Genomic DNA, 19,612 nt, shown 5'->3' with positions numbered 1-19,612 from the left:
TATATAGGATTATCCCTAATTCAAACGCCTGTTTATGGTCCAGAAGTGGTAGTTGACAGTGCTTTAGGCGCATTTAGGATATTTCTTAAAAACAATTCTGAGCCAACACTATTTGACATTTTCTTTGCCGTACTTTGAATTATTGAATAATAACACTAAGAAATAATCGCCATGATTATCCCCGCAACGTCACTCAGCGGTGAAACCATGATTAAAAAAGGGTTATCTCTCGTCATGCTTATTTGTGCGCTGTTTTCAGGGCAGCTTATGGCCGGGCACAAAGGGCATGAATATGTATGGGTAAAGAATGTGGGGCATCAGCTGCGGCACGAGGCCGACAGCGATGAATTACGCAGCGCAGCGGAAGAGTCAGCGGAGGGTTTGCGCGAACACCACCTGTGGCAGAAATCGCGCAAACCGGAGACGCACGTAAGGTAGTTAGCTCCCCTTACGTTTTGGCAGGGTTTTCATCAGATCGTCAGGACTGACGGAAGCGACAATGCTGCCCGGCTGCGGCATTTTGAAAATATGGTTTTTCATCTTGCCAATAACATGCATTTCGCAGGGACGGCAGTCAAACTTCAGGGTAAGGACTTCATCACCGTTGACCAGCTGCATGGGCGTCGCTTTCCAGCTCTTAATATTGCCTTTTGCCTGTTTCGGGCACAGATTGAAGGCGAAGCGGAGACAGTGCTTGGTGATCATCACCGGCACGTCACCCTTCTCTTCATGCGCTTCATAGGCCGCGTCGATCAGCTGCACACCGTGGCGATGATAGAATTCACGCGCCTTATGGTTGTAGACGTTCGCCAGGAAAGATAAATGCGTGTCCGGGTATACCGGGGCCGGAACAACTTCCGCTTTACGGCTACCGCGTGGATACTGGGCCAGACGCGCTTCATCCAGCAGCTCTGCCGTTTCACGGCGGAACTGGTTAAGCAGGCTGTTCGGCACAAACAGCGCGTCCGGCAGGTTAACCTCGATAGCGCGCGCGTAGTAAATCGTCTGCCCCAGCTTCGCCACGCCATCCTTCAGGCTGTTAAGCGCTTTTTCCGCGTTGTTTGCCACCTCGAACAGGCCATCCAGCGTATGCGTCACGCTGATACCGTCTTCACAGGTCATGGTCAGAATCAGCTGTTCTTCCCAGCCGCCAAGCTCGATATCCACCGCGATACGACGCTCGCTGGAGGTTTTCAGCAGCGCCTGCTGCCAGTTATGATCGAGGTTACGGTTAAGTGGCGCGTTCGGACGCGCCTTGTAGAGATCGGCAGGCATTTCATTCGGCCATACGCGATAGCGATTTTCACCGGTTTTTTCGACCGTATTAGCCCTGAAACCCACCACTTCACGCTTAATCATCACGTTCAGGCCATCGCCATTCGCCAGCGGCTCCGTCACTTCAACATCAAGATGATCTTTCGCCACCTTCAGCACTTCACCGACCGGTAAACCGATGAACTTCGGTGAGTCGAACGCGCCGATATCGCCTTTACGGGCATTCACGAAATAGTCCGTGCTGCCGCGGTGGAAAGTTTTGTCCGTCGACGGAATAAAGAAATGCTCGGTACGACCTGCCGACGCGCGCGCCAGATCGCCGCGGTCTTCGATGATGGCGTCCAGCATCTGACGGTAGTGCGCGGTGATATTCTTCACGTAGCTCATGTCTTTATAACGCCCTTCAATCTTGAAGGAACGGACGCCCGCATCAATCAGCGCGCCCAGGTTGGCGGTCTGATCGTTATCCTTCATGGAGAGGAGGTGTTTTTCGAACGCCACTACGCGGCCCTGATCGTCTTTCAGGGTATACGGCAGACGGCAGGCCTGCGAACAGTCGCCACGGTTGGCGCTGCGGCCCGTCTGGGCGTGGGAAATGTTGCACTGACCGGAATAGGCCACGCACAGCGCGCCGTGGATAAAGAACTCGATCGTCGCGTCTGTCGCCTGGTGGATATCACGGATCTGATTCAGGTTCAGCTCACGGGCCAGAACGATCTGCGAAAAGCCGACGTCGGAGAGGAACTTCGCCTTCTCCACCGTGCGGATATCACACTGGGTACTGGCGTGCAGTTCAATCGGCGGAATATCCAGTTCCAGAACCCCCATGTCCTGAACAATCAGGGCATCGACGCCGGTCTGATAGAGATCGCCGATCAGTCGTTGCGCAGGCTCCAGCTCATCATCATGAAGAATGGTGTTCAGGGTCACGAACACTTTCGCCCCGAAACGGTGGGCGAACGGCACCAGGTCGGCAATATCGCGCAGGCTGTTGCTGGCGTTATGGCGGGCACCAAAGCCAGGGCCGCCAATGTAGACGGCGTCCGCGCCGTGAAGGATCGCTTCGCGGGCAATGGCGGCGTCACGGGCCGGGCTTAAAAGTTCAAGATGATGGGATTGCAGGCGCATACTTCGTCGTTATCCGTTATGGTCAAAATGGCGGCTATTGTAGTCAGAAGTCTACGACAGCGAAACAGTTTTGCGTAGCCTCAGCGGGGATAATGGATCAGAGAGTGAAAATGCACCGGCCGGTCGCTGCTGTTGCGGTAGGCATGCGGTTTATCACCGGCAAAACGGACGCCCGAGTCGGCATAAACCGTCTGCCATTCGCCGTCGATTTTCATCTCCAGTTCTCCGCTAATGACCACCACATGTTCAATCACGCCCGCCTCATGGGGCGTGGATTCGCTCAGGGCACCCGCCGCCAGCGTAATAGAGAAATGATCGAACCTCAGGGTCTCATCCCACGGAAAGAGCGGTTTGACGACCATCGCCTGCTGCTGGGGATCAAACACAGCCTGCCTGTCTGCCTCTGGCGTGATGAACGCGGAAAACGGAACGTTCAGCCCGGTGGCGATTTTCCACAGGGTCGATACCGTCGGGCTGGATTCATTGCGCTCAATTTGGCCGAGCATCGCTTTCGACACGCCGGCCTCGTCCGCCAGCTTTGACAGGCTCCAGCCGCGGGCCTGACGCAGTGTTTTCAGTGTTGCTGCAAGATGTTGTGTGATGTCCATGTTCCCTCCTGGTGCCGATGATCATACCACTTGTACGCTATAACGCACAGTGCTACCGTAATACGGACGTTATAACGCACAACGGAGTTGCCATGCGCCCTTCCTCTCATCTTATTCCAGTCACACTGGCTGGATTTGTCGCCGTCCTGGTGGGTTATGCCAGTTCGGCCGCCATTATCTGGCAAGCCGCCGCCGCGGCAGGTGCCAGCGCGCAGCAAATCGCGGGCTGGATGACCGCGCTGGGGATTGGGATGGGAGTCAGCACGCTGGCGCTCTCCTGGTGGTTTAAAGCGCCGGTACTGACGGCCTGGTCAACCCCCGGAGCCGCCCTGCTCGCCACCAGCCTGCAAGGGGTGACGCTGTCTGAAACCATCGGTGTGTTTATCTTCGCTAACGCGCTTATTTTACTCTGCGGTATAACGGGGCTTTTCGCTCGTCTGATGACGCTGATCCCCCATTCGCTCGCGGCCGCCATGCTGGCAGGCGTGCTTCTGCAGTTTGGCCTGCACGCGTTTGCACATCTTGACGGCCACTTTCTGCTGTGCGGTAGCATGATTGCCGCGTGGCTGCTGGCAAAAGCTCTGGCGCCGCGCTATGCCATCGTGGTTACGCTGCTGGCAGGTGGTCTCGTGGCATGGATAAGTGGTGACGTTGCCACCGATAAAGTCAGCCTCTCCGTTGTGATGCCTGAGTTTATTGCCCCCGACTTTACTTTTACCAGCCTGGTGAGTATCGGTTTGCCCTTCTTCCTGGTGACCATGGCCTCACAGAATGCGCCGGGCTTCGCCACGATGAAAGCCTCCGGCTACTCGCTGGCGGTCTCACCGCTCATCATCATTACCGGTGGCCTGGCGCTGCTGCTTTCCCCCTTTGGCGTCTTCTCCATCTGCATCGCGGCCATTACCGCCGCCATCTGTCAAAGCGCTGATGCCCATCCGGATACGACTAAACGCTGGCTGGCGGCCATTGCAGCCGGTGGGTTTTATCTGCTGGCTGGAGTTTTCGGCGGGTCTATTACCGGGATCATGGCTGCACTGCCGCTGAGCTGGATCCAGACCCTGGCGGGGCTGGCGTTGCTTGGAACCCTCAGCGGGAGTTTATTTCAGGCCCTGAATCATGAAGCCGAACGTGACGCAGCCATCGTCACGTTTCTGATGACCGCGAGCGGCGTCACCCTTCTGGGCATCGGTTCGGCATTCTGGGGGCTGGTGCTGGGCGGGATATGCTATGCCCTGTTTTCACGCGCTCGCCGCGCGCAGCTGGGACGGCGTAATACCCATCACGCTGCGGAAACGGTTACTGAAGTGGCTGGCGGAGTTAAATCCGCAGGCCAGCGCGATGTCCGTTAGTGGCATTGCGCTATGCTGCACCAGGTTTTTTGCTTTTTCCATGCGTCGCTGCATCACGTACTGATGCGGTGCCAGCCCCGTCGACTGGCGGAACATGCGGGCAAAATGGTATTCGCTGAGGGCTGCCTGCGCCGCCAGCTCGGCCAGGGTTAACGGCTGGCCAAGATGCTCTTCTATGAAGGCCAGCACGTTGCGCAGAACGAAAGGCGATAACCCGCCGGTGACGACCGGCAGCTTCCACTGAACGTTGGAGTAGTTTTGCAGCAGATGGGTCATCAGCAACGTGGATGCTGTACTCAGGGTGAGCTGATTGGCCTGCTGCTGCCAGTCGCAGCCAAGTAAAAACTGGCGATACAGCGCGGTGATCTTCGGGTCACTGCCAAAAATGCGTTCGTCCAGCGTCAGCGACAGCGGCCGCTTATCCCAGATTTTTTCGCCCACGTCGCGCAGGTGTTCATCGGTGCAGTAGAGATGGACAAACGACAGGTCATCACGGATATCCCACGTCGATTCACTCTCTTTCGGCATCAGGCAGAAACGGTCCGGTCCCCCGCCGTTCTTCCAGCCGCCCGGCGTTTTTTGATAGCTCTCATAACCGTCGGCCACGTACAGGCTCAGGGTGTGATGATTGCTTTTAACCGTTATCGTATCGTGCTTGTTGTACCACGCCGCCAGTTGAATACCCGAGTTCAGCGAGACCGTCTCCCGCAGGACGGCATTCTGCTGACTAAGCGTTTCAAAGGTATCGTAAGCGTGAGACATAACCGTTAGCGCGTGAGTGATCGAACTGTCAGTCTAAGAATTGTTGTTCCCCGTTGCCAGTCCCCCGGAGAGAAAAAAGCGCAAGATTTTGCAAGTCTGCCGCAAGCCGGTGAAAGCCCACGGCGCATTTCAGCGCCATACTGCGGGCTTTCGTGGTTTGAGAAGAGAAATGATATGAACGCATTATTATACGGACTGGTCGTGGTCATCTGGGGAACCACCTGGATTGCCATTTTCCTGCAGCAAGGTCCCGTGGCGGCCCCGGTGTCGATTTTCTGGCGTTTCGCCGTGGCCAGCGCCACGATGATGGTGGTGTTACTTGCCCTGCGTCGACTGCGTAAGCTGGCGCTACGGGATCACCTTTTTTGCATGCTTCAGGGATGCTGCGTTTTCTGCTTTAACTTCTGGTGCTTTTATACCGCGGCCGCGCACATCAATACCGGGCTGGAATCCGTCATCTTCTCCATGGCGGTGCTCTATAACGCCATTAATAGCTTTATTTTCTTTGGTCAGCGCCCGCCCGCGCGTTTCTGGACGGCGGCGGCATTGGGTCTGGTCGGGATTATTACCCTTTTCTGGGACGATCTGCTTGCCAGCGGCTGGAGCGTATCGCTTCTGACGGGCATTGGCCTTTCTGCGCTTGGAACCTATGGTTTCTCGCTGGGCAACATGATCAGCATGCGCCATCAGCGCAGAGGCCTGGAAACCATGACCACCAACGCCTGGGCGATGCTTTACGGTACGCTGGTGATGGGCTGCATTGCCCTCTTCAGAGGGGACAGCTTTACCCCGGAATGGACGGTGAGCTACATCGGCGCACTGCTCTATCTGGCTCTGTTTGGTTCGGTGATTGCTTTCGGCGCTTACTTCACGCTGGTCGGGCGTATTGGCCCCGGGAAAGCGGCGTACAGCACGCTACTCTTCCCGCTGGTGGCGCTCTCCATCTCAACGGTGTATGAGGGCTACGTCTGGCATCTCAACGGTATCGTCGGTTTACTGCTGATTCTGGGTGGGAATATGGTGATGTTCACTAAACCCGAAACCTGGTTCAGGCGCTTACGAACAGCATAAAAAAACGGCCTGCGCAGAGCAGGCCGTTTTACATTATTTCGTGGTTTTTTTCACATCAAACATGGTGGCATCCGTCGCCATATCATCCACAACCTGCTTCAGCGTCGCAAAGGTCATTGGCGTATTTTCATTGCTCAGCTCTTTACCTTCGCCCTTACGAACAACCTTCATCACCGGTTTGTTGGTGGCTGCATCAATCAGTTCACCTTCAAAGTAGAGATGGGTATCCATGGTGCGATGGCCGGTTGCCATCTGCGTCCCCGCCACCACCAGCGCGACAGGCACCACTTCGTAGAACTGCAGGCCTTCTTTCTGCGAACTCACCCCTGTAATGGCACCCCGGAAAATCAGGCTATGTTTACCTGGTGTCGCCACTATAGGCTTACGAGTACCAATAGCCGTTTTCATTTTGGTATTGGTGTAGTTCAGCAGCTCATCAAGGGTTTTCTGCCCAATCTGAGTGGTCGGTTTAGGCGTAGGGTAATAGGTAATCGGCGTCCAGATAATACTGTCGTAATTCGCTTCGTTATAATTAGGATCGACCCAGCGCAGCGTCGGTTTGCCCGTCGCAGATGTCGTCTGTTGCAAGCCGGAGTAATCTTTTAAAAAGCCTGAATATTGTTCGGGGGCGGCGACTTTTGAAGAACAGCCTGCCAGAGCCAATAAACCAGTAAGCACTGCAACTTTAAAAAAAGTTTGAGTACGCATGATAGTTTTCCATGTTATCTGCAAGTATGCATTTGAAGTTATAGCAAAAGTCAGGCGGGTTTGTTGTGACAAAAAATGATGTAAGTAGCACAAATTGCAAAAAGAAGGCCCGGCTTCATACCGGGCAGCGAAAAATTACGGATTGATATCCACCTGCCAGAAGATATGTTTGCCAAACGGATCGATTTCGTAGCCTTTCACCTCCTTGCGCACCGGCTCGAAAATCGTTGAGTGGGCAATCATGACCGCCGGCATCTGGTCATGCATCATCTGCTGGGCCTCTTGATACAGCGCCACACGTTTATCGCGATCGGTTATCGATTTTGCTTCGGCGATGAGGTTATCAAACGGTTTATAGCACCATTTCGCCGAATTGGAGCCGCCATTTGCCGACGTACAGGTAAACAGCGGACCAAAGAAGTTGTCAGGATCGCCCGTTGCGGTCGTCCAGCCCATCAGCGCAGCCTGATGCTCCCCGCCCTTCACCCGCTTGAGGTATTCTCCCCATTCGTAAGTGACAATGTGGGTTTGTACGCCGATTTTCGCCCAGTCAGCCTGAATCATCTCGGCCATACGTTTCGCATTCGGGTTATAGGGCCGCTGCACCGGCATCGCCCACAGGTCAATACTCACGCCGTTAGCAAGACCCGCCTCTTTCAGCAACGCTTTTGCTTTTTCAGGATCGTACGCGTAATCCTTTAGCTCGCTGTTGGCGCTCCAGACGCCGGGCGGCAACAGATTTTTCGCGACGGTTCCGGTGCCGTGGAACACCGCGTCGATAATGGCGGGCTTATTGATGGCCATCGCCAGCGCCCGGCGGACGTTCACATTATCCAGCGGCGGTTTTTGCGTATTAAACGCCAGGAAACCGGTATTCAACCCGGCTTTGCTCATCAGGTTAATATTTTTATTGGCTTTCATGCGCGGCAGGTCCGCCGGGTTCGGGAACGGCATTACCTGACACTCGTTCTTTTCAATTTTGGCAAAACGTACGGAGGCATCCGGCGTGATGGTAAACACCAGCCGGTCCAGCTTTGATTTGCCCTGCCAGTAGTCGGCAAACGCCGTGAACAGGATGCGGGAATCTTTTTGATACTGCGCCAGCTTAAACGGCCCGGTGCCGATCGGCTCCATATCCACCTTCTCCGGCGTGCCTGCTTTCAGCATCGCATCGGCATACTCGGCAGAGAGAATCGAGGCAAAATACCAGGCCAGATCGGCGACAAACGGCGCTTCCGGGTGTGCCAGGGTAAAGCGCACGGTGTGGTCATCGACTTTATCAATGGCGGTTATCAGGCTGCCAAACTCCAGGCTTTCAAAGTTGGAGTAGCTGCCGTTAGAGACGTTGTGATAAGGATGATTGACGTCTTTCTGGCGCATAAACGAGAAGATCACGTCATCGGCGTTAAAATCCCGGGTCGGCGTGAAGGATTTATTGCTCTGAAATTTCACGCCCTGGCGCAGATGGAAGGTGTAAACCTTACCGTCATCGCTCACCTCCCAGCGCTCTGCCAGGCTCGGCACCAGTTCTGTGGTGCCGGGTTTGAAATCGACCAGCCGGTTATAGACCGGTACGGCGCTGGCATCCACGCTGGTGCCTGAGGTATATAACTGAGGATTAAAATTTTCCGGTGACCCTTCGGAGCAATACACCAGCGTTTTCGCGGCAACGGAGGAACTGACCGTAAGCGCAGCAAGTGCCAGCATTAATGTTGTGCGTTTGCTTGTCATCATTTATTCCTGTCTTTTTAATTCGACGGCTAATTAATTCTTTTGCCATTTCATAAATAACATTAAAGTGATGTGGCAAACACCCGAAAAATAAATAAGGAAGAAAACACTATGGGCACGCCGCTTTCCAGACAATTAACACATCGTTTTTTCCGCTATCTCGCCATTACCAGTCAGAGCGATCCCAGCGTCAAAACCTTACCCTCAACACCGGGGCAGCACGAGATGGCACGAGAGCTGGCGCAGGAGCTGGCACAGCTGGGTTTAGACGACATTGTGATCGACGAATTCGCCACGGTAACGGCGGTTAAAAAAGGTAATGTACCCGGCGGACCGCGCATTGGATTTATTACTCACATTGATACCGTGGACGTGGGATTATCGCCGGATATTCATCCACAAATATTAACGTTTACCGGTGAAGATCTCTGTCTGAATAAAGAGAAAGGGATCTGGCTACGGGTAAGTGAGCATCCGGAAATTCTGTCTTACCCGAATGAAGAGATTATTTTCAGCGACGGTACCAGCGTATTAGGCGCAGATAATAAAGCAGCGGTGACCGTGGTCATGACCGTGCTGGAAAACCTGACCGCTGAGCATAAACATGGCGACATTGTGGTCGCGTTTGTCCCCGACGAAGAGACTGGCCTTAAGGGGGCAAAAGCGTTAGATCTGAAACGCTTCGATGTCGACTTTGCCTGGACCATCGACTGCTGCGAGCTGGGGGAGATTGTCTATGAGAATTTTAATGCGGCAGCCGCTGAGATCCGCTTTACCGGCGTAACGGCGCACCCGATGTCTGCTAAAGGGGTGCTGGTAAACCCGTTATTAATGGCGACCGACTTTATCAACCAGTTTGACCGCCAGCAAACGCCAGAGTGCACGGAGGGCCGTGAAGGCTACATCTGGTTTAACGGCATTCAGGCCGGGCAGAACGAGGCCGTTCTGAAGGCCAATATTCGGGACTTTGACAAGGACAACTTTGCTTCCCGCAAGCAGCAGATTGCTGATGTCGCCGCCCGGATCGCCGCCCGGTATCCGACGGCAAAAGTGGACTATCGCATTGAAGAGACTTACAGCAATATCAGCAATGCGATTGGCGAAGACAGGCGTGCCATCGATCTAATGTTTGCGGCGATGGAATCACTGGGTATCACCCCAAAACCGACGCCGATGCGCGGCGGTACAGACGGCGCAGCGCTCTCGGCAAAAGGGTTGCTCACCCCGAACTTCTTCACCGGCGCACATAACTTCCATTCGAAGTTTGAATTCTTGCCGCTGTCGTCGTTCGAGGCGTCTTACCACACTGCCCTGCAACTCTGCCTGCTGGCCGCGCGTTAAGCAGGCTTGCGCGCCAGCATCGTAGCAAAGCGCAGCTTGATGCGGTTGCCGTGTTCATCGGTGCGGTGCAGTTCGCCAACCTCTTCGTTGTATTTGAGCAACTCCCAGCCTTCATAGTAGTTGCTCAGTTCACCGCTTTTAAACGCAAACGGGAAGCCGACGGTGCACGGATAATCCGCCGCGTCCATCGCGGCAACGATCAGGTTATAACCGCCAGGTTTGGTGCAACGCTGCATATTGGCGATAAGACCCGGAATGGTTTTTGCCTCCAGGAACATCAGCACCACGGTAGACAGAATAAAGTCATACTCGCCGTCAATGCTCAGGTTGTTGAGATCCTTGATGGCCGAGTGAAGATTCTCAATGCCTTCTGCCGCTTTGATGCGCTCGATATTATCGATGCTCATCGGATTTTTATCCCAGGCAGTGACCTCGTACCCGTTGGCCGCCAGATAAAGGCTGTTACGGCCATTGCCACAGCCCAGATCCAGGGTTTTACCCGGTTTCACGATCCCCGCGCTGTACACCACCTCTGAGTGTGTACGGGTTAAACCATATTTCTCTGTGAAGTAATTTTCATCGACGGACATTATTTTTCCTCAGATTGCATAAGCAGTGCTTTTTCAGTGCGCAGCAGAAGTTTGCCCTGAAGCAGTAGAATAAAAGTACGGACCAACAGGATCCCAATGATGACGTTGGTGAAGATAAAAAGCGGTACGGCAATCACGTGGAAAAAGCCCGACGGGCTGCTGTGCCCCAGATGCAGCCCGGTGGTTGCCAGTGCGGATATACCAAAGGAGAAACTCCAGAAAGAAGCATTAAACGGCTGGGATATGTACCAGGGCAACAGACGCAGCATAAACAGCAGTTGCAACAGGCCATAACCGAACAACATTTTGGCAAAGGTGTCGGCTTCACCGCCGTTAACGCTAAACCAGGCGCTACAGGCCACCAGCGCGGGCGCAAGCTGAATCCCCAAAGAGGTGCGCTGCGCGGTTGGAAGTTCTCCGGCACTGCGAAGGCGCTGAAGTATAACCGGCTCCAGGCTGAGCCAGGAGAAGACACCCGCCCCCAGGAACACGAAACCGGCGTCGTTAAACCCCAGGGCGCCGCACGCCATGGCGCTAATAAAATTATTCGCCACGGTTGGCAAATATAAACCCGGCGTCGTGGCTTCTTGCGGATGGTTGCCGCGCCAGAGTCCCGCGCTTTGCCAGGCGGAATAAGACAGCTGTGTCACCACCCCCACGCCAAAAAGCACGACTGAAATCGGGCGGCACCAGGGCACAAAACCGATGGCGACCAGCATCGTCGTCGCCGGAAAAAGGCTGACAAAGCTACTCATCACCGGATGCCTCATCTCTGCCAGCACGCTGCGCGGGAAACGGATCGCGCGGATGATAAAGGCCACCGTCAGCAAAAACCAGCACGTAACGGCAAGGGCCACCAGCGCATCACCCGGCCACCGTGTCACCGGCCAGAGCGTGCTGGCGTATCGCCAGGCGAAACCCATGCCAATGATGCCAAGCACCATGCCAAAATACCCAGCGGGCAAGTTAAGCACTTTCTGTGGGGGATTGAGTTTATCCATTAATTTTAATTTTTAAAATGTATTTTAAATGCCATTTTAAGGGGTTTCCGCAACGGAAGCCAGCACAACGAAAAACCAAAAGTTTGCTACGTTTAGTGAAGACGCTTATCAGGGATCACACGATGAAAAAGTATCGGCTCAGCGATGAAACCCGCCTCTGGCAATGGAAAAGCGGCGAAACAACCCACACGACAACCTTACGGCAGATCATCGCCACGGCAGATTTTAACGATGTCACGGCCGGTACGAAAGGTGGCTGGATTGATGACGCGCGCGCCCTGTCACAGAATGGGGATTGCTGGATCTATGACGAGAACAGCGTGGTGTTCGCCGGTGCTACCGTGTCGGATCACGCGCGCCTGACCCTGCCCTGTACCGTCAGCCATGACGCCCGCATCAGCGGTCACTGCTGGCTGGACAGCGCCGAAGTCAGTCACGGCGCGCGGATAAGTGACAACGTCACCATTCAGCACTCCTGCGTGCGGGGTGAGTGCCACATCTTCGGCGACGCGCGCATCCTGCATAACAGCGTCATCATCGCCGCCAAAGGACTGACGCCGGACCACGACCAGATCCTGCAAATCTATGACAAAGCGACGGTAAGCCGGTCGCGCGTTGTGCATCAGGCACAGATCTACGGCGAAGCGATGGTGAACAATGCGTTTATTGAACACCGCGCTGAGGTATTCGACAGTGCGATCCTCGAAGGGAACGATCTCAATAACGTCTGGGTGTGCGACTGCGCAAAGGTATATGGTCACGCCCGTCTGATTGCCGGTTTCGACGACGACGCCATCCCCACCGTGCGCTACAGTTCGCAGGTGGCGGAAAATGCCGTCGTGGAAGGCAACTGCGTCATTAAGCACCACGTCCTGATCGGCGGTCAGGCATGGCTGCGCGGGGGGCCGATCATGCTTGACGATAAAGTGGTGATTCAGGGACGCGCCCGGATCAGCGGCGATGTGTTGATCGAGCATCGGGTTGAAATCACCGACGATGCGGTCATTGAAGCCTTTTCGGGTGAGAGCATTCACCTGCGTGGCGAAAAGGTGATTAACGGCGACCAGCGCATCACCCGCACACCGCTGCTGGGGGCGTTATAGGGTAAAAATTTTTCCGTAGATGTTCACATCGTCAAAGCGGCCATTCAGGTATTCCGCTTCCCGCAGGCACCCTTCCAGCGTAAAACCGTTGCGCCGGGCAACGTTGTTGCTGCTCTGATTCGCCACCCGGCACTTAATCACAAAACGGCGGATCTCGCCGCGCTCAGCGTAATAGCGCATAAACGCCTGCAATGACTGAGAGAGGATCCCCTTCCCCTGGTGCGCCTCGTCCAGCCAGTAACCGATATAACCCGCTTTGTTGGCAGGCTCTATCGAATTAAACGACAGCACGCCGACCAGCGCATCATCCCGCCAGATCAAAAACATTTTGGCGTAGCCGCGCTGGTGCAGCATCTGGTTACTTAGCACATTGCGGCGGGTATCCTCTTCCGCGCCCACGTGCTGCGCCCAGTCAAAGGCAGTTTGCAGCCAGGTTTTGTTTTTGACGACGAGGTGATGGAGATCGGCGGTATAGCGCTCTTCGACGGCGCGAAGCTCGATATTCTGGGTAACGGGGATAATTTCTGCAGACATGGTGCCCCTCAATTGCCGGGTGGCGCTAACGCTTACCCGGCCTACTCTGGACGCATTTGTAGGCCGGGTAAGCGTTAGCGCCACCCGGCACAATCCCACAAGGATTAACGCATTATCCGGTCATCAACGTAGTGACGTTTATCCGGCGCTGGCGGGAAATACTGATACAGCCAGGTTTCACTGATGGCATCCCCCTGACAGCGCAGGAACAGGCGCATATCTACCGGCTCGGTCGAATCCGAGGTTGGGTACCAGTCAAACAGAATGCGATAACCGTCAAACGGTTCTACGTACAGGATCTCAACCTGCTTCGCCTCACCGCTGGAGAGAGTAATCACCGGCTCGATGCCTTTTGGCGCAGCGGCCTTCAGGTCGCCACCGACAAAGTCGATAGCAAAGCGGCGCGCCCACACTTTCGGGTAATTTTCACCCGGCGCCCAGCCTTCCGGGAAACCGCCCATGCCGGTGCGGGTGGCGAAAACATTAGCCAGCGGGGAACGCACCGGCGGCATTGCGCTCCAGTACAGGCGATATTTAAAGTCCAGCTCGTCGCCCGCTTTCACCGTTTTCTCCGGCTGCCAGAAGCAGACCACGTTATCCAGCGTTTCACCGGTGGTCGGGATCTCCATCAGACCAACCGCGCCTTTACCCCAGTCGTTGCGCGGTTCTACCCACAGGCTTGGACGCTTGTTATACCAGCCCATCACGTCCTGATAGTGCGAGAAATCACGATCCAGCTGCAGCAGGCCGAACCCTTTCGGATTTTTGTCCATATAGGCGTTGAACTGCAGCTTCTGCGGGTTGTTCAGCGGACGGCAGATCCACTCTCCGTTGCCGCGCCACATCGCCAGACGGTCTGAGTCATGGATTTGTGGGTGAATGGTGTCGCACATGCGTCGTTCGTTATTGCCGCAGCTGAACATACTGGTCATCGGCGCGATGCCGAGCTGTTTAATGTCTTTACGCGCATAGAGGTGGTTTTCCACCTCCATGATCACCTGGCTCTTCTCGCAGTGGATCACGAACTTATAGGCACCGGTGATGCTCGGGCTGTCCAGCAGCGTATAGACGGTAAACGTGGTGTCACCTGGCTTAACGGTTTCAAACCAGAATGAGGTGAAGTCCGGGAACTCTTCCGGCGTGTCAGTAAAGGTGTCTACCGCCAGACCGCGCGCGGAAAGGCCGTACTGGTAGGTATCGTCAACCGCACGGAAATAGCTTGCGCCGAGGAAAGAGACGATATCGCGACGCGCCAGTTCCGGCGCCTTAAAGGCGCGGAAGCCTGCAAAGCCAAGATCGCTTTGCCCTTCCAGCTGTTTGGTATCCACACCGGTTTCACCGTAGCTGAACAACTCTGGTCGGAAGTGGATCTCACGCGCCATAGAGGTCGACTGGTCCAGCGAGAACATCCGCACGCGGCGGCGGAACCCCATTCCCATATGGAAGAACTGCACGTCCAGCTGACGTCCTTCAATGTTGTTCCACAGAGACTGCTTCTCATCGTAGCGGATGGCGTTGTACGCCTGCGGCGTCATGGTGGCCAGCGTGTCCGGCAGCGGACGTGGCGCACCACCCCACGGGGTTTTCGCCAGGTCATGCGCCATGGATTGCAGTACGGAGAAGTCAAAACGACGGCTCTGACCGTCAGCGATGTCAGAGTCAGCAGCGTATGCCGCTTTGGAAAACAGGGAAGCAAGGCCAGAGGTGCCGCTCAGGGCTGCCACTGCCAGCGAGCCTTTTAGAAAACGTCTGCGATTCATGCCTGGAAAAACGTCCTTATGGTCGTGTGAATGTGTTTCGCGCTCGGCGAAATGACGGCAAGAAAGAACGCACAGCCTAAACAAAAATGGTTAAGAATCCAATTGTTGGCCGATGATTATCTGAACAAAGTGAGAAATATTTTCTGTCGACCAGAACGGCCCGAAAGTGGTGTAAAGAAAGCCTGGAAAATGTGTAGAAAAATGCCCCGACGCGACATCGATCGCCGGGGCTAATGAGGCGGTTATTTTACGCTGACATCGATACCCGGAAAGTACTTATCAGCGAGTTTAGCGATCGTGCCGTCGGCACGCACTTTATCAATCGCGGCATCAAGCTGCTTTTTGGTGGCCTCGTCACCTTTACGCAACCCAAAACCGATCCCACTCCCGAGGATAGTGTCGTCAGACACCGGTTTGCCGATGAAGCCAAACCCTTTCCCCTGCGGCTTGCTGAGGAAACCCGCCTGCCCGGCCGCGGACATCACCAGCGAGGCGTCGATACGGCCATTAAGCAGGTCGCCCCAGGCCATATTCTGATCTTTATAAGACACCACGGTGACACCCTGCTTTTCCCAGTGCTCTTTCGCATAGGTTTCCTGAATTGAGCCCTGCAGCACGCCAATGGTTTTCCCCTTCAGCCCTTCTGGGGTCGCTTCTACCGCCGTACCGGCCTTGCCGACCAGCTGCGACGGAATGCGGTAAATCGGCTGGGTAAAATCAATGCTCTTGCGGCGCTGCTCGGTGATATTCATCGCCGAATTAATGGCGTCGAATTTCTTCGCCACCAGGCCCGGGATCAGCGCGTCAAACGAGGTTTCCACCCAGCTGCACTTCAGCGCTGCCGCTTTGCAAATGGCATTCCCCAGCTCAACGTCAAACCCTTCCAGTTCGCCTGAGGCATTACGGCTTTCAAACGGCGGATATTCCGCTTCCAGACCATAACGCAGCTCGGTCGCCGCGAAGGACGAAAAGGTACACAGCAATCCCATGCCGACGACTAACGCGCGTAATTTCATCTTATACTCCTCAGCGTGATTTAACCCGACACAGGGCCTGGGCACCTGCCCGTAACGTCGCCTCATCTTTCGCAAAAGAGAGACGAATCAATTTATTATCCGTACCGTCCGCATAAAACGCCGACAGCGGAATGGTGGCAACGCCGTACTCCACGATCAGCCGTTTCACCAGCTCGCTGTCGCGCTCATCGCTGAACGCGCTGTAATCCGCCAGCATGAAGAACGACCCGGCGCTCGGTAGCAGGGTAAACGGCGAATCGGCCAGCAGACCGTGCAGCAGATCGCGCTTACGCTGGTAAAACGCCGACAGCGACAGCCAGGTTTGCGGATCGACCATATGCTCCGCAAAGGCGTGCTGCATTGGCGTATCGGCAGAGAACATTAAAAATTGATGGACTTTACAAATCTCATCCATCAGTACCGCCGGGGCGACACAATACCCTACGCGCCAGCCGGTGACGTGATAGGTTTTTCCGAAAGATGAAATAATCACGCTGCGCTCCGCCAGCTGCGGGTGCGTGGCCATTCCATGATGCGGTTCACCGTCAAAAACCACGTGTTCGTACACTTCGTCAGACAAAATAATGATGTCGGTCTGGCGCGTCAGCGCCGCCAGCTGTTGCAGGTCATTGGCACAGAAGACCTGACCGCTCGGGTTGTGCGGCGTGTTAATGATGATCATGCGCGTGCGCGGGGTGATCGCGGCACGCACCTCATCCCAGTTGACGGCAAAATCCGGCACCGTGAGTTTGATAGCAATCGGGGTAGCCCCCTGCAGACGGACAATCGGCGCGTAGCTGTCAAAGGACGGTTCAAAGTAGATCACCTCATCACCGGGGTGCACGAGACCGCTTATCGCTGAATAGAGCCCTTCGCTGGCGCTGGCGGTCACCAGCACCTCGCTGGCAGGGTCATACTGCGTGCCGTAGAGCGTGGCAATTTTATCGGCAATGCGTTCTTTCAGCGGCTGCAGGCCGGTCATCGCCGCGTACTGGTTATGCCCTGACGCCATCGCTCGGGTGACGCCTGCAATCAGTTTCGGGTCACAGGAAAAATTCGGTGCGCCCTGAGAAAGGTTAATGGCGTTATGCTGTGCCGAAAGCTGGCCGATAACGGTAAAAATGGTGGTCCCCACATCTGGCAGTTTGGAGCGCGTTTGTACCGGCGTTCGTAAAGTCATCCTCTTTCCCTTCTCATGGACATTGCATAACTATTCAAACAACAAGTGCGTTGCCGGGACAATCGAATTGTTGTCATAATAGCCATGAGAAAAATGCATAGCTGAGGTGTTTCAATGTCTCGCCGTTCGCTCCCCCTTAACGCCATCGACGCATTTTTAGTCACCGCGCGTCATCTGAATCTTACCCATGCCGCCGCAGAGCTGTGTCTGACCCAGGGGGCCGTGAGCCGTAAGATCGCCTCCCTTGAGGCGTGGTTTGGCTTTCCGCTGTTTGAGCGCCACGCCCGCGGGCTGCGCCTCTCACCGCAGGGCAGCGCCCTGCTTCCGGAGCTGCAATCCACTTTCGAACAGCTGCTGACCGTGGCCGACCAGGCCCGTAGCCAGCATACCGTGATCCGGCTTAAGGCCCCCACCTGCGCCATGCGCTGGCTGGTACCGCGCCTGCTGGAGGTGGAGCACGCGCATCCGGATCTGCAGATCGCGCTGACGACCACCACCGATCATAACGTCAATTTCAAAACCGAATCTTACGACGCGGCCATTGTGTTTGGCACGCATATGAGCGCAGGCGATCTGCTGTTCGAAGAGGCGCTCACGCCGGTCATCAGCCCGTTGCGGGCAGGTACAGCGCTGGGTTCACTGACGTTCCTTCACCCGACGCGGGATAAGACCGACTGGTCACTGTGGCTGGCGAAGCAGGAAGGTCCCGGGTTTGTTATGCACAAAAATCAACACTTCGATACGATGGATCTCGCCATTACCGCCGCCATTCAGGGGCTGGGCGTCGCCATTGCCGACGAAACGCTGGTGGCAGAAGATGTGGGTGCCGGAAGGCTGATGCGGCCCTATGAGACAAGCGTAAAAACCGGCGCGAGCTACCGGCTGGTGCTGCGCGAAACGCCTGACGAAGAAAATGGTCTGGCGGCGTTTCGCGCCTGTTTACTTAATCGAGGCTGACGTGGTGCTTCATCACCCGTTTAAAGAGGCTCATGCGCGCGCGCATAAAGCGGTTTTCAAGCCGGAAACCTGCATGTTTATTCACACCGATACGTAGCAGCACGTCCCGTCCTTTGCGGCACGCGGGCCAGTGCGTCGGCCCCGACAGGCTATCATGCGTTCCGGCATCGCGCGCAAAGCTTACCCAGTAATCGGCTACCCTGGCAGCAAACTGTAAATCCCGTTCGTTGACATACTGACGTGAAGGCTCCACCTGGCCGAGGGTATCGAACACGTAGGGCACTTCATTGCCATGCCACGCGCCGTTGATATAAGTGGCATGCTCCGCTTCAGCGACATAGTCAAACCAGTAACGCCAGCAAAGCCCGCCGACACGCTGCTGCGCCTGCATCACGACATAGCCCATGGTGGTAAACGCCATATCGCGACACACCTGTCTGCCCAGCTCTTCGTCGCCTTTCACACCCGGATAAAGCAGCTTGATGAGCCCCAGCCCAAAACGGCGCTCCCGGCGAAGTTTCTGGATTTGCCCGGCGAGATCGATGCCAAACACCGCCATGACGCTGGCTTCATCGCTGTTAGAACCTATCATCACCGGCACAGGGTGCTGGCGGGCAGCGAAAAAAACATCCAGCATGGCCTCCGGCAGGACGCAATCCCCGACGATCGGCGCCGGGGCGATGTTGAGTGGCGCGGTCAGCGGCCAGAATGACTCAGGCGGGATCGCGCGCAGCTGCTCTGCCGTCGCGTTTTCCAGTCCAAAATGGGCGGCCAGTGCTTCCCCTTTTTGCAGTGCCAGCTGGCGCGGCGTGTCGGGCAAGGTATATCCACTCTGGACTATCGCCTTATGGAACAGCCCTTCCGCCAGCGGCGAGGCTAGCAACGACAGCACGCTGCGGGCGCCAGCGGACTCACCAAACAGGGTCACGTTATGCGGATCGCCCCCAAACGCGGTGATATTCTCCCGCACCCATTCAAGCGCGGCAATCTGATCAAGCAGAGCAAAATTATGCACTACCCGCTCTTCTTCCCCCTCCAGCGCGGGATGGGCGAAAAAGCCGAGATGGCCGAGACGGTAGTTAATCGTGACCACAACCACGCCGCGCGCGGCCAGCGATTTGCCGTGATACGGTGGCAAGCCACCGGCACCAATCGTAAACCCGCCCCCGTGCAGCCAGACCATCACCGGAAGCGATCCCGGGCGGTCGACGGGGGACCAGACATTCAGATAGAGACAGTCTTCAGAGAACTGGCCGGGATCGCCCCCGCCCAGCTCCTGACAATATTCGCTGCTTTGCCAGCTTGAGGCCGAAAATGCAGTGGCATCGCGAACGCCATCCCAGCGTTCTGGTGGACGCGGTGAGCGCCAGCGCCAGTCACCCACTGGCGGTGCAGCATAGGGAATACCGCACCAGCGGTGGACATTTTCATCGGTTAAACCAGTCAGTGCGCCCTGGCGCGTTTCAACCACAGGGGCGGAAGGATTTTGCATAACGAC

Annotated in this window: 18 protein-coding genes; 6 read left to right on the top strand and 12 right to left on the bottom strand. The window is 55.7% G+C overall.

What is annotated here, in order from left to right:
• The first annotated feature begins 207 nt into the window (after window positions 1–207).
• Window positions 208–438: a DUF2554 family protein gene (locus tag ACOTY9_RS02160; RefSeq protein WP_014883811.1), complete on the top strand. Its 231-nt coding sequence runs from the start codon at window positions 208–210 to the stop codon at window positions 436–438.
• Here ACOTY9_RS02160 and ACOTY9_RS02155 read toward each other — a convergent pair whose 3' ends face one another.
• Window positions 439–2,403 carry a peptidase U32 family protein gene (locus ACOTY9_RS02155; RefSeq protein WP_180261756.1) on the bottom strand — a complete coding sequence of 655 codons (1,965 nt, stop codon included), beginning with the start codon at window positions 2,401–2,403 and terminating at the stop codon, window positions 439–441.
• 80 nt (window positions 2,404–2,483) lie between these two features.
• Window positions 2,484–3,011, bottom strand: a complete 528-nt coding sequence (locus ACOTY9_RS02150; protein ID WP_014883809.1) for a helix-turn-helix domain-containing protein — start codon at window positions 3,009–3,011, stop codon at window positions 2,484–2,486.
• A 92-nt stretch (window positions 3,012–3,103) separates the two neighbouring features.
• Between ACOTY9_RS02150 and ACOTY9_RS02145 the strand changes: the two genes are divergently transcribed.
• Window positions 3,104–4,360, top strand: coding sequence for a benzoate/H(+) symporter BenE family transporter (locus tag ACOTY9_RS02145; RefSeq protein ID WP_059372943.1), 1,257 nt, complete (start codon window positions 3,104–3,106; stop codon window positions 4,358–4,360).
• Here ACOTY9_RS02145 and ACOTY9_RS02140 read toward each other — a convergent pair.
• Entirely contained in the window at window positions 4,250–5,122 is an 873-nt protein-coding gene (locus tag ACOTY9_RS02140; protein ID WP_059372945.1) for a helix-turn-helix transcriptional regulator, read from the bottom strand. The two genes, ACOTY9_RS02145 and ACOTY9_RS02140, sit on opposite strands and share 111 nt — an antisense overlap.
• 174 nt (window positions 5,123–5,296) lie before the next feature.
• On the opposite strand from ACOTY9_RS02140, the gene ACOTY9_RS02135 reads away from it, so the two are divergent.
• Complete coding sequence (locus tag ACOTY9_RS02135; protein ID WP_023330396.1) at window positions 5,297–6,193, top strand: DMT family transporter; 897 nt, start codon at window positions 5,297–5,299, stop codon at window positions 6,191–6,193.
• Window positions 6,194–6,226: 33 nt separating this feature from the next.
• On the opposite strand, the gene ACOTY9_RS02130 is transcribed toward ACOTY9_RS02135, so the two are convergent.
• Both ACOTY9_RS02130 and ACOTY9_RS02125 read right to left on the bottom strand, forming a co-directional pair.
• Window positions 6,227–6,901: a DUF3313 domain-containing protein gene (locus ACOTY9_RS02130; RefSeq protein ID WP_318586867.1), complete on the bottom strand. Its 675-nt coding sequence runs from the start codon at window positions 6,899–6,901 to the stop codon at window positions 6,227–6,229.
• A 135-nt stretch (window positions 6,902–7,036) separates the two neighbouring features.
• Window positions 7,037–8,632 (bottom strand): ABC transporter substrate-binding protein, encoded by a 1,596-nt coding sequence (locus ACOTY9_RS02125; protein ID WP_333109890.1) that lies wholly within the window; start codon window positions 8,630–8,632, stop codon window positions 7,037–7,039.
• A gap of 111 nt (window positions 8,633–8,743) precedes the next feature.
• Between ACOTY9_RS02125 and pepT the strand changes: the two genes are divergently transcribed.
• Window positions 8,744–9,973: a peptidase T gene (gene pepT / locus ACOTY9_RS02120; RefSeq protein ID WP_047344225.1), complete on the top strand. Its 1,230-nt coding sequence runs from the start codon at window positions 8,744–8,746 to the stop codon at window positions 9,971–9,973.
• Here pepT and tehB read toward each other — a convergent pair.
• Window positions 9,970–10,563: a tellurite resistance methyltransferase TehB gene (gene tehB / locus ACOTY9_RS02115; protein ID WP_270840802.1), complete on the bottom strand. Its 594-nt coding sequence runs from the start codon at window positions 10,561–10,563 to the stop codon at window positions 9,970–9,972. The genes pepT and tehB overlap by 4 nt on opposite strands.
• Window positions 10,563–11,564: a dicarboxylate transporter/tellurite-resistance protein TehA gene (tehA, locus tag ACOTY9_RS02110; RefSeq protein ID WP_050863042.1), complete on the bottom strand. Its 1,002-nt coding sequence runs from the start codon at window positions 11,562–11,564 to the stop codon at window positions 10,563–10,565. Before tehA ends, tehB begins: the two co-directional genes overlap by 1 nt.
• 122 nt (window positions 11,565–11,686) lie before the next feature.
• Here tehA and ydcK point away from each other — a divergent pair, with 122 nt between their 5' ends.
• Entirely contained in the window at window positions 11,687–12,667 is a 981-nt protein-coding gene (gene ydcK / locus ACOTY9_RS02105) for a YdcK family protein (protein ID WP_023330392.1), read from the top strand.
• On the opposite strand, the gene rimL is transcribed toward ydcK, so the two are convergent.
• The 4 genes from rimL to ACOTY9_RS02085 all read right to left on the bottom strand — a co-directional run bounded on the left by rimL (window position 12,662) and on the right by ACOTY9_RS02085 (window position 17,157).
• Window positions 12,662–13,201: a 50S ribosomal protein L7/L12-serine acetyltransferase gene (gene rimL, locus ACOTY9_RS02100; RefSeq protein ID WP_032636568.1), complete on the bottom strand. Its 540-nt coding sequence runs from the start codon at window positions 13,199–13,201 to the stop codon at window positions 12,662–12,664. The two genes, ydcK and rimL, sit on opposite strands and share 6 nt — an antisense overlap.
• A gap of 104 nt (window positions 13,202–13,305) precedes the next feature.
• The gene (locus ACOTY9_RS02095) at window positions 13,306–14,961 is read right to left on the bottom strand and encodes a glucan biosynthesis protein D (RefSeq protein WP_014883798.1); all 1,656 of its coding nucleotides are present in this window, start codon (window positions 14,959–14,961) and stop codon (window positions 13,306–13,308) included.
• 242 nt (window positions 14,962–15,203) lie between these two features.
• Entirely contained in the window at window positions 15,204–15,977 is a 774-nt protein-coding gene (locus ACOTY9_RS02090; protein ID WP_023330389.1) for a transporter substrate-binding domain-containing protein, read from the bottom strand.
• A gap of 10 nt (window positions 15,978–15,987) precedes the next feature.
• Entirely contained in the window at window positions 15,988–17,157 is a 1,170-nt protein-coding gene (locus tag ACOTY9_RS02085) for a pyridoxal phosphate-dependent aminotransferase (protein ID WP_014883796.1), read from the bottom strand.
• 114 nt (window positions 17,158–17,271) lie between these two features.
• On the opposite strand from ACOTY9_RS02085, the gene ACOTY9_RS02080 reads away from it, so the two are divergent.
• Window positions 17,272–18,114, top strand: coding sequence for a LysR family transcriptional regulator (locus ACOTY9_RS02080; RefSeq protein WP_176261080.1), 843 nt, complete (start codon window positions 17,272–17,274; stop codon window positions 18,112–18,114).
• On the opposite strand, the gene ACOTY9_RS02075 is transcribed toward ACOTY9_RS02080, so the two are convergent.
• Complete coding sequence (locus ACOTY9_RS02075) at window positions 18,101–19,606, bottom strand: carboxylesterase/lipase family protein (protein WP_014883794.1); 1,506 nt, start codon at window positions 19,604–19,606, stop codon at window positions 18,101–18,103. The genes ACOTY9_RS02080 and ACOTY9_RS02075 overlap by 14 nt on opposite strands.
• Window positions 19,607–19,612 lie beyond the last annotated feature (6 nt).

The sequence above is a fragment of the Enterobacter cloacae complex sp. SHL012 genome, assembly GCF_049237505.1.
Lineage (GTDB): Bacteria > Pseudomonadota > Gammaproteobacteria > Enterobacterales > Enterobacteriaceae > Enterobacter > Enterobacter kobei.
This window is presented reverse-complemented; position numbering and strand designations above follow the sequence as displayed.

Bases quoted from the DNA above. Each gene is read 5' to 3' on its own strand.
- ACOTY9_RS02130 (WP_318586867.1), bottom strand. From the start codon at position 6,901: ATGCGTACTCAAACTTTTTTTAAAGTTGCAGTGCTTACTGGTTTATTG.
- tehA (WP_050863042.1), bottom strand. From the start codon at position 11,564: ATGGATAAACTCAATCCCCCACAGAAAGTGCTTAACTTGCCCGCTGGG.
- ACOTY9_RS02145 (WP_059372943.1), top strand. From the start codon at position 3,104: ATGCGCCCTTCCTCTCATCTTATTCCAGTCACACTGGCTGGATTTGTC.
- ACOTY9_RS02160 (WP_014883811.1), top strand. From the start codon at position 208: ATGATTAAAAAAGGGTTATCTCTCGTCATGCTTATTTGTGCGCTGTTT.
- ACOTY9_RS02135 (WP_023330396.1), top strand. From the start codon at position 5,297: ATGAACGCATTATTATACGGACTGGTCGTGGTCATCTGGGGAACCACC.
- ACOTY9_RS02150 (WP_014883809.1), bottom strand. From the start codon at position 3,011: ATGGACATCACACAACATCTTGCAGCAACACTGAAAACACTGCGTCAG.
- ydcK (WP_023330392.1), top strand. From the start codon at position 11,687: ATGAAAAAGTATCGGCTCAGCGATGAAACCCGCCTCTGGCAATGGAAA.
- ACOTY9_RS02085 (WP_014883796.1), bottom strand. From the start codon at position 17,157: ATGACTTTACGAACGCCGGTACAAACGCGCTCCAAACTGCCAGATGTG.
- ACOTY9_RS02140 (WP_059372945.1), bottom strand. From the start codon at position 5,122: ATGTCTCACGCTTACGATACCTTTGAAACGCTTAGTCAGCAGAATGCC.
- ACOTY9_RS02090 (WP_023330389.1), bottom strand. From the start codon at position 15,977: ATGAAATTACGCGCGTTAGTCGTCGGCATGGGATTGCTGTGTACCTTT.
- ACOTY9_RS02155 (WP_180261756.1), bottom strand. From the start codon at position 2,403: ATGCGCCTGCAATCCCATCATCTTGAACTTTTAAGCCCGGCCCGTGAC.
- ACOTY9_RS02080 (WP_176261080.1), top strand. From the start codon at position 17,272: ATGTCTCGCCGTTCGCTCCCCCTTAACGCCATCGACGCATTTTTAGTC.
- ACOTY9_RS02125 (WP_333109890.1), bottom strand. From the start codon at position 8,632: ATGACAAGCAAACGCACAACATTAATGCTGGCACTTGCTGCGCTTACG.
- ACOTY9_RS02095 (WP_014883798.1), bottom strand. From the start codon at position 14,961: ATGAATCGCAGACGTTTTCTAAAAGGCTCGCTGGCAGTGGCAGCCCTG.
- tehB (WP_270840802.1), bottom strand. From the start codon at position 10,563: ATGTCCGTCGATGAAAATTACTTCACAGAGAAATATGGTTTAACCCGT.
- ACOTY9_RS02075 (WP_014883794.1), bottom strand. From the start codon at position 19,606: ATGCAAAATCCTTCCGCCCCTGTGGTTGAAACGCGCCAGGGCGCACTG.
- pepT (WP_047344225.1), top strand. From the start codon at position 8,744: ATGGGCACGCCGCTTTCCAGACAATTAACACATCGTTTTTTCCGCTAT.
- rimL (WP_032636568.1), bottom strand. From the start codon at position 13,201: ATGTCTGCAGAAATTATCCCCGTTACCCAGAATATCGAGCTTCGCGCC.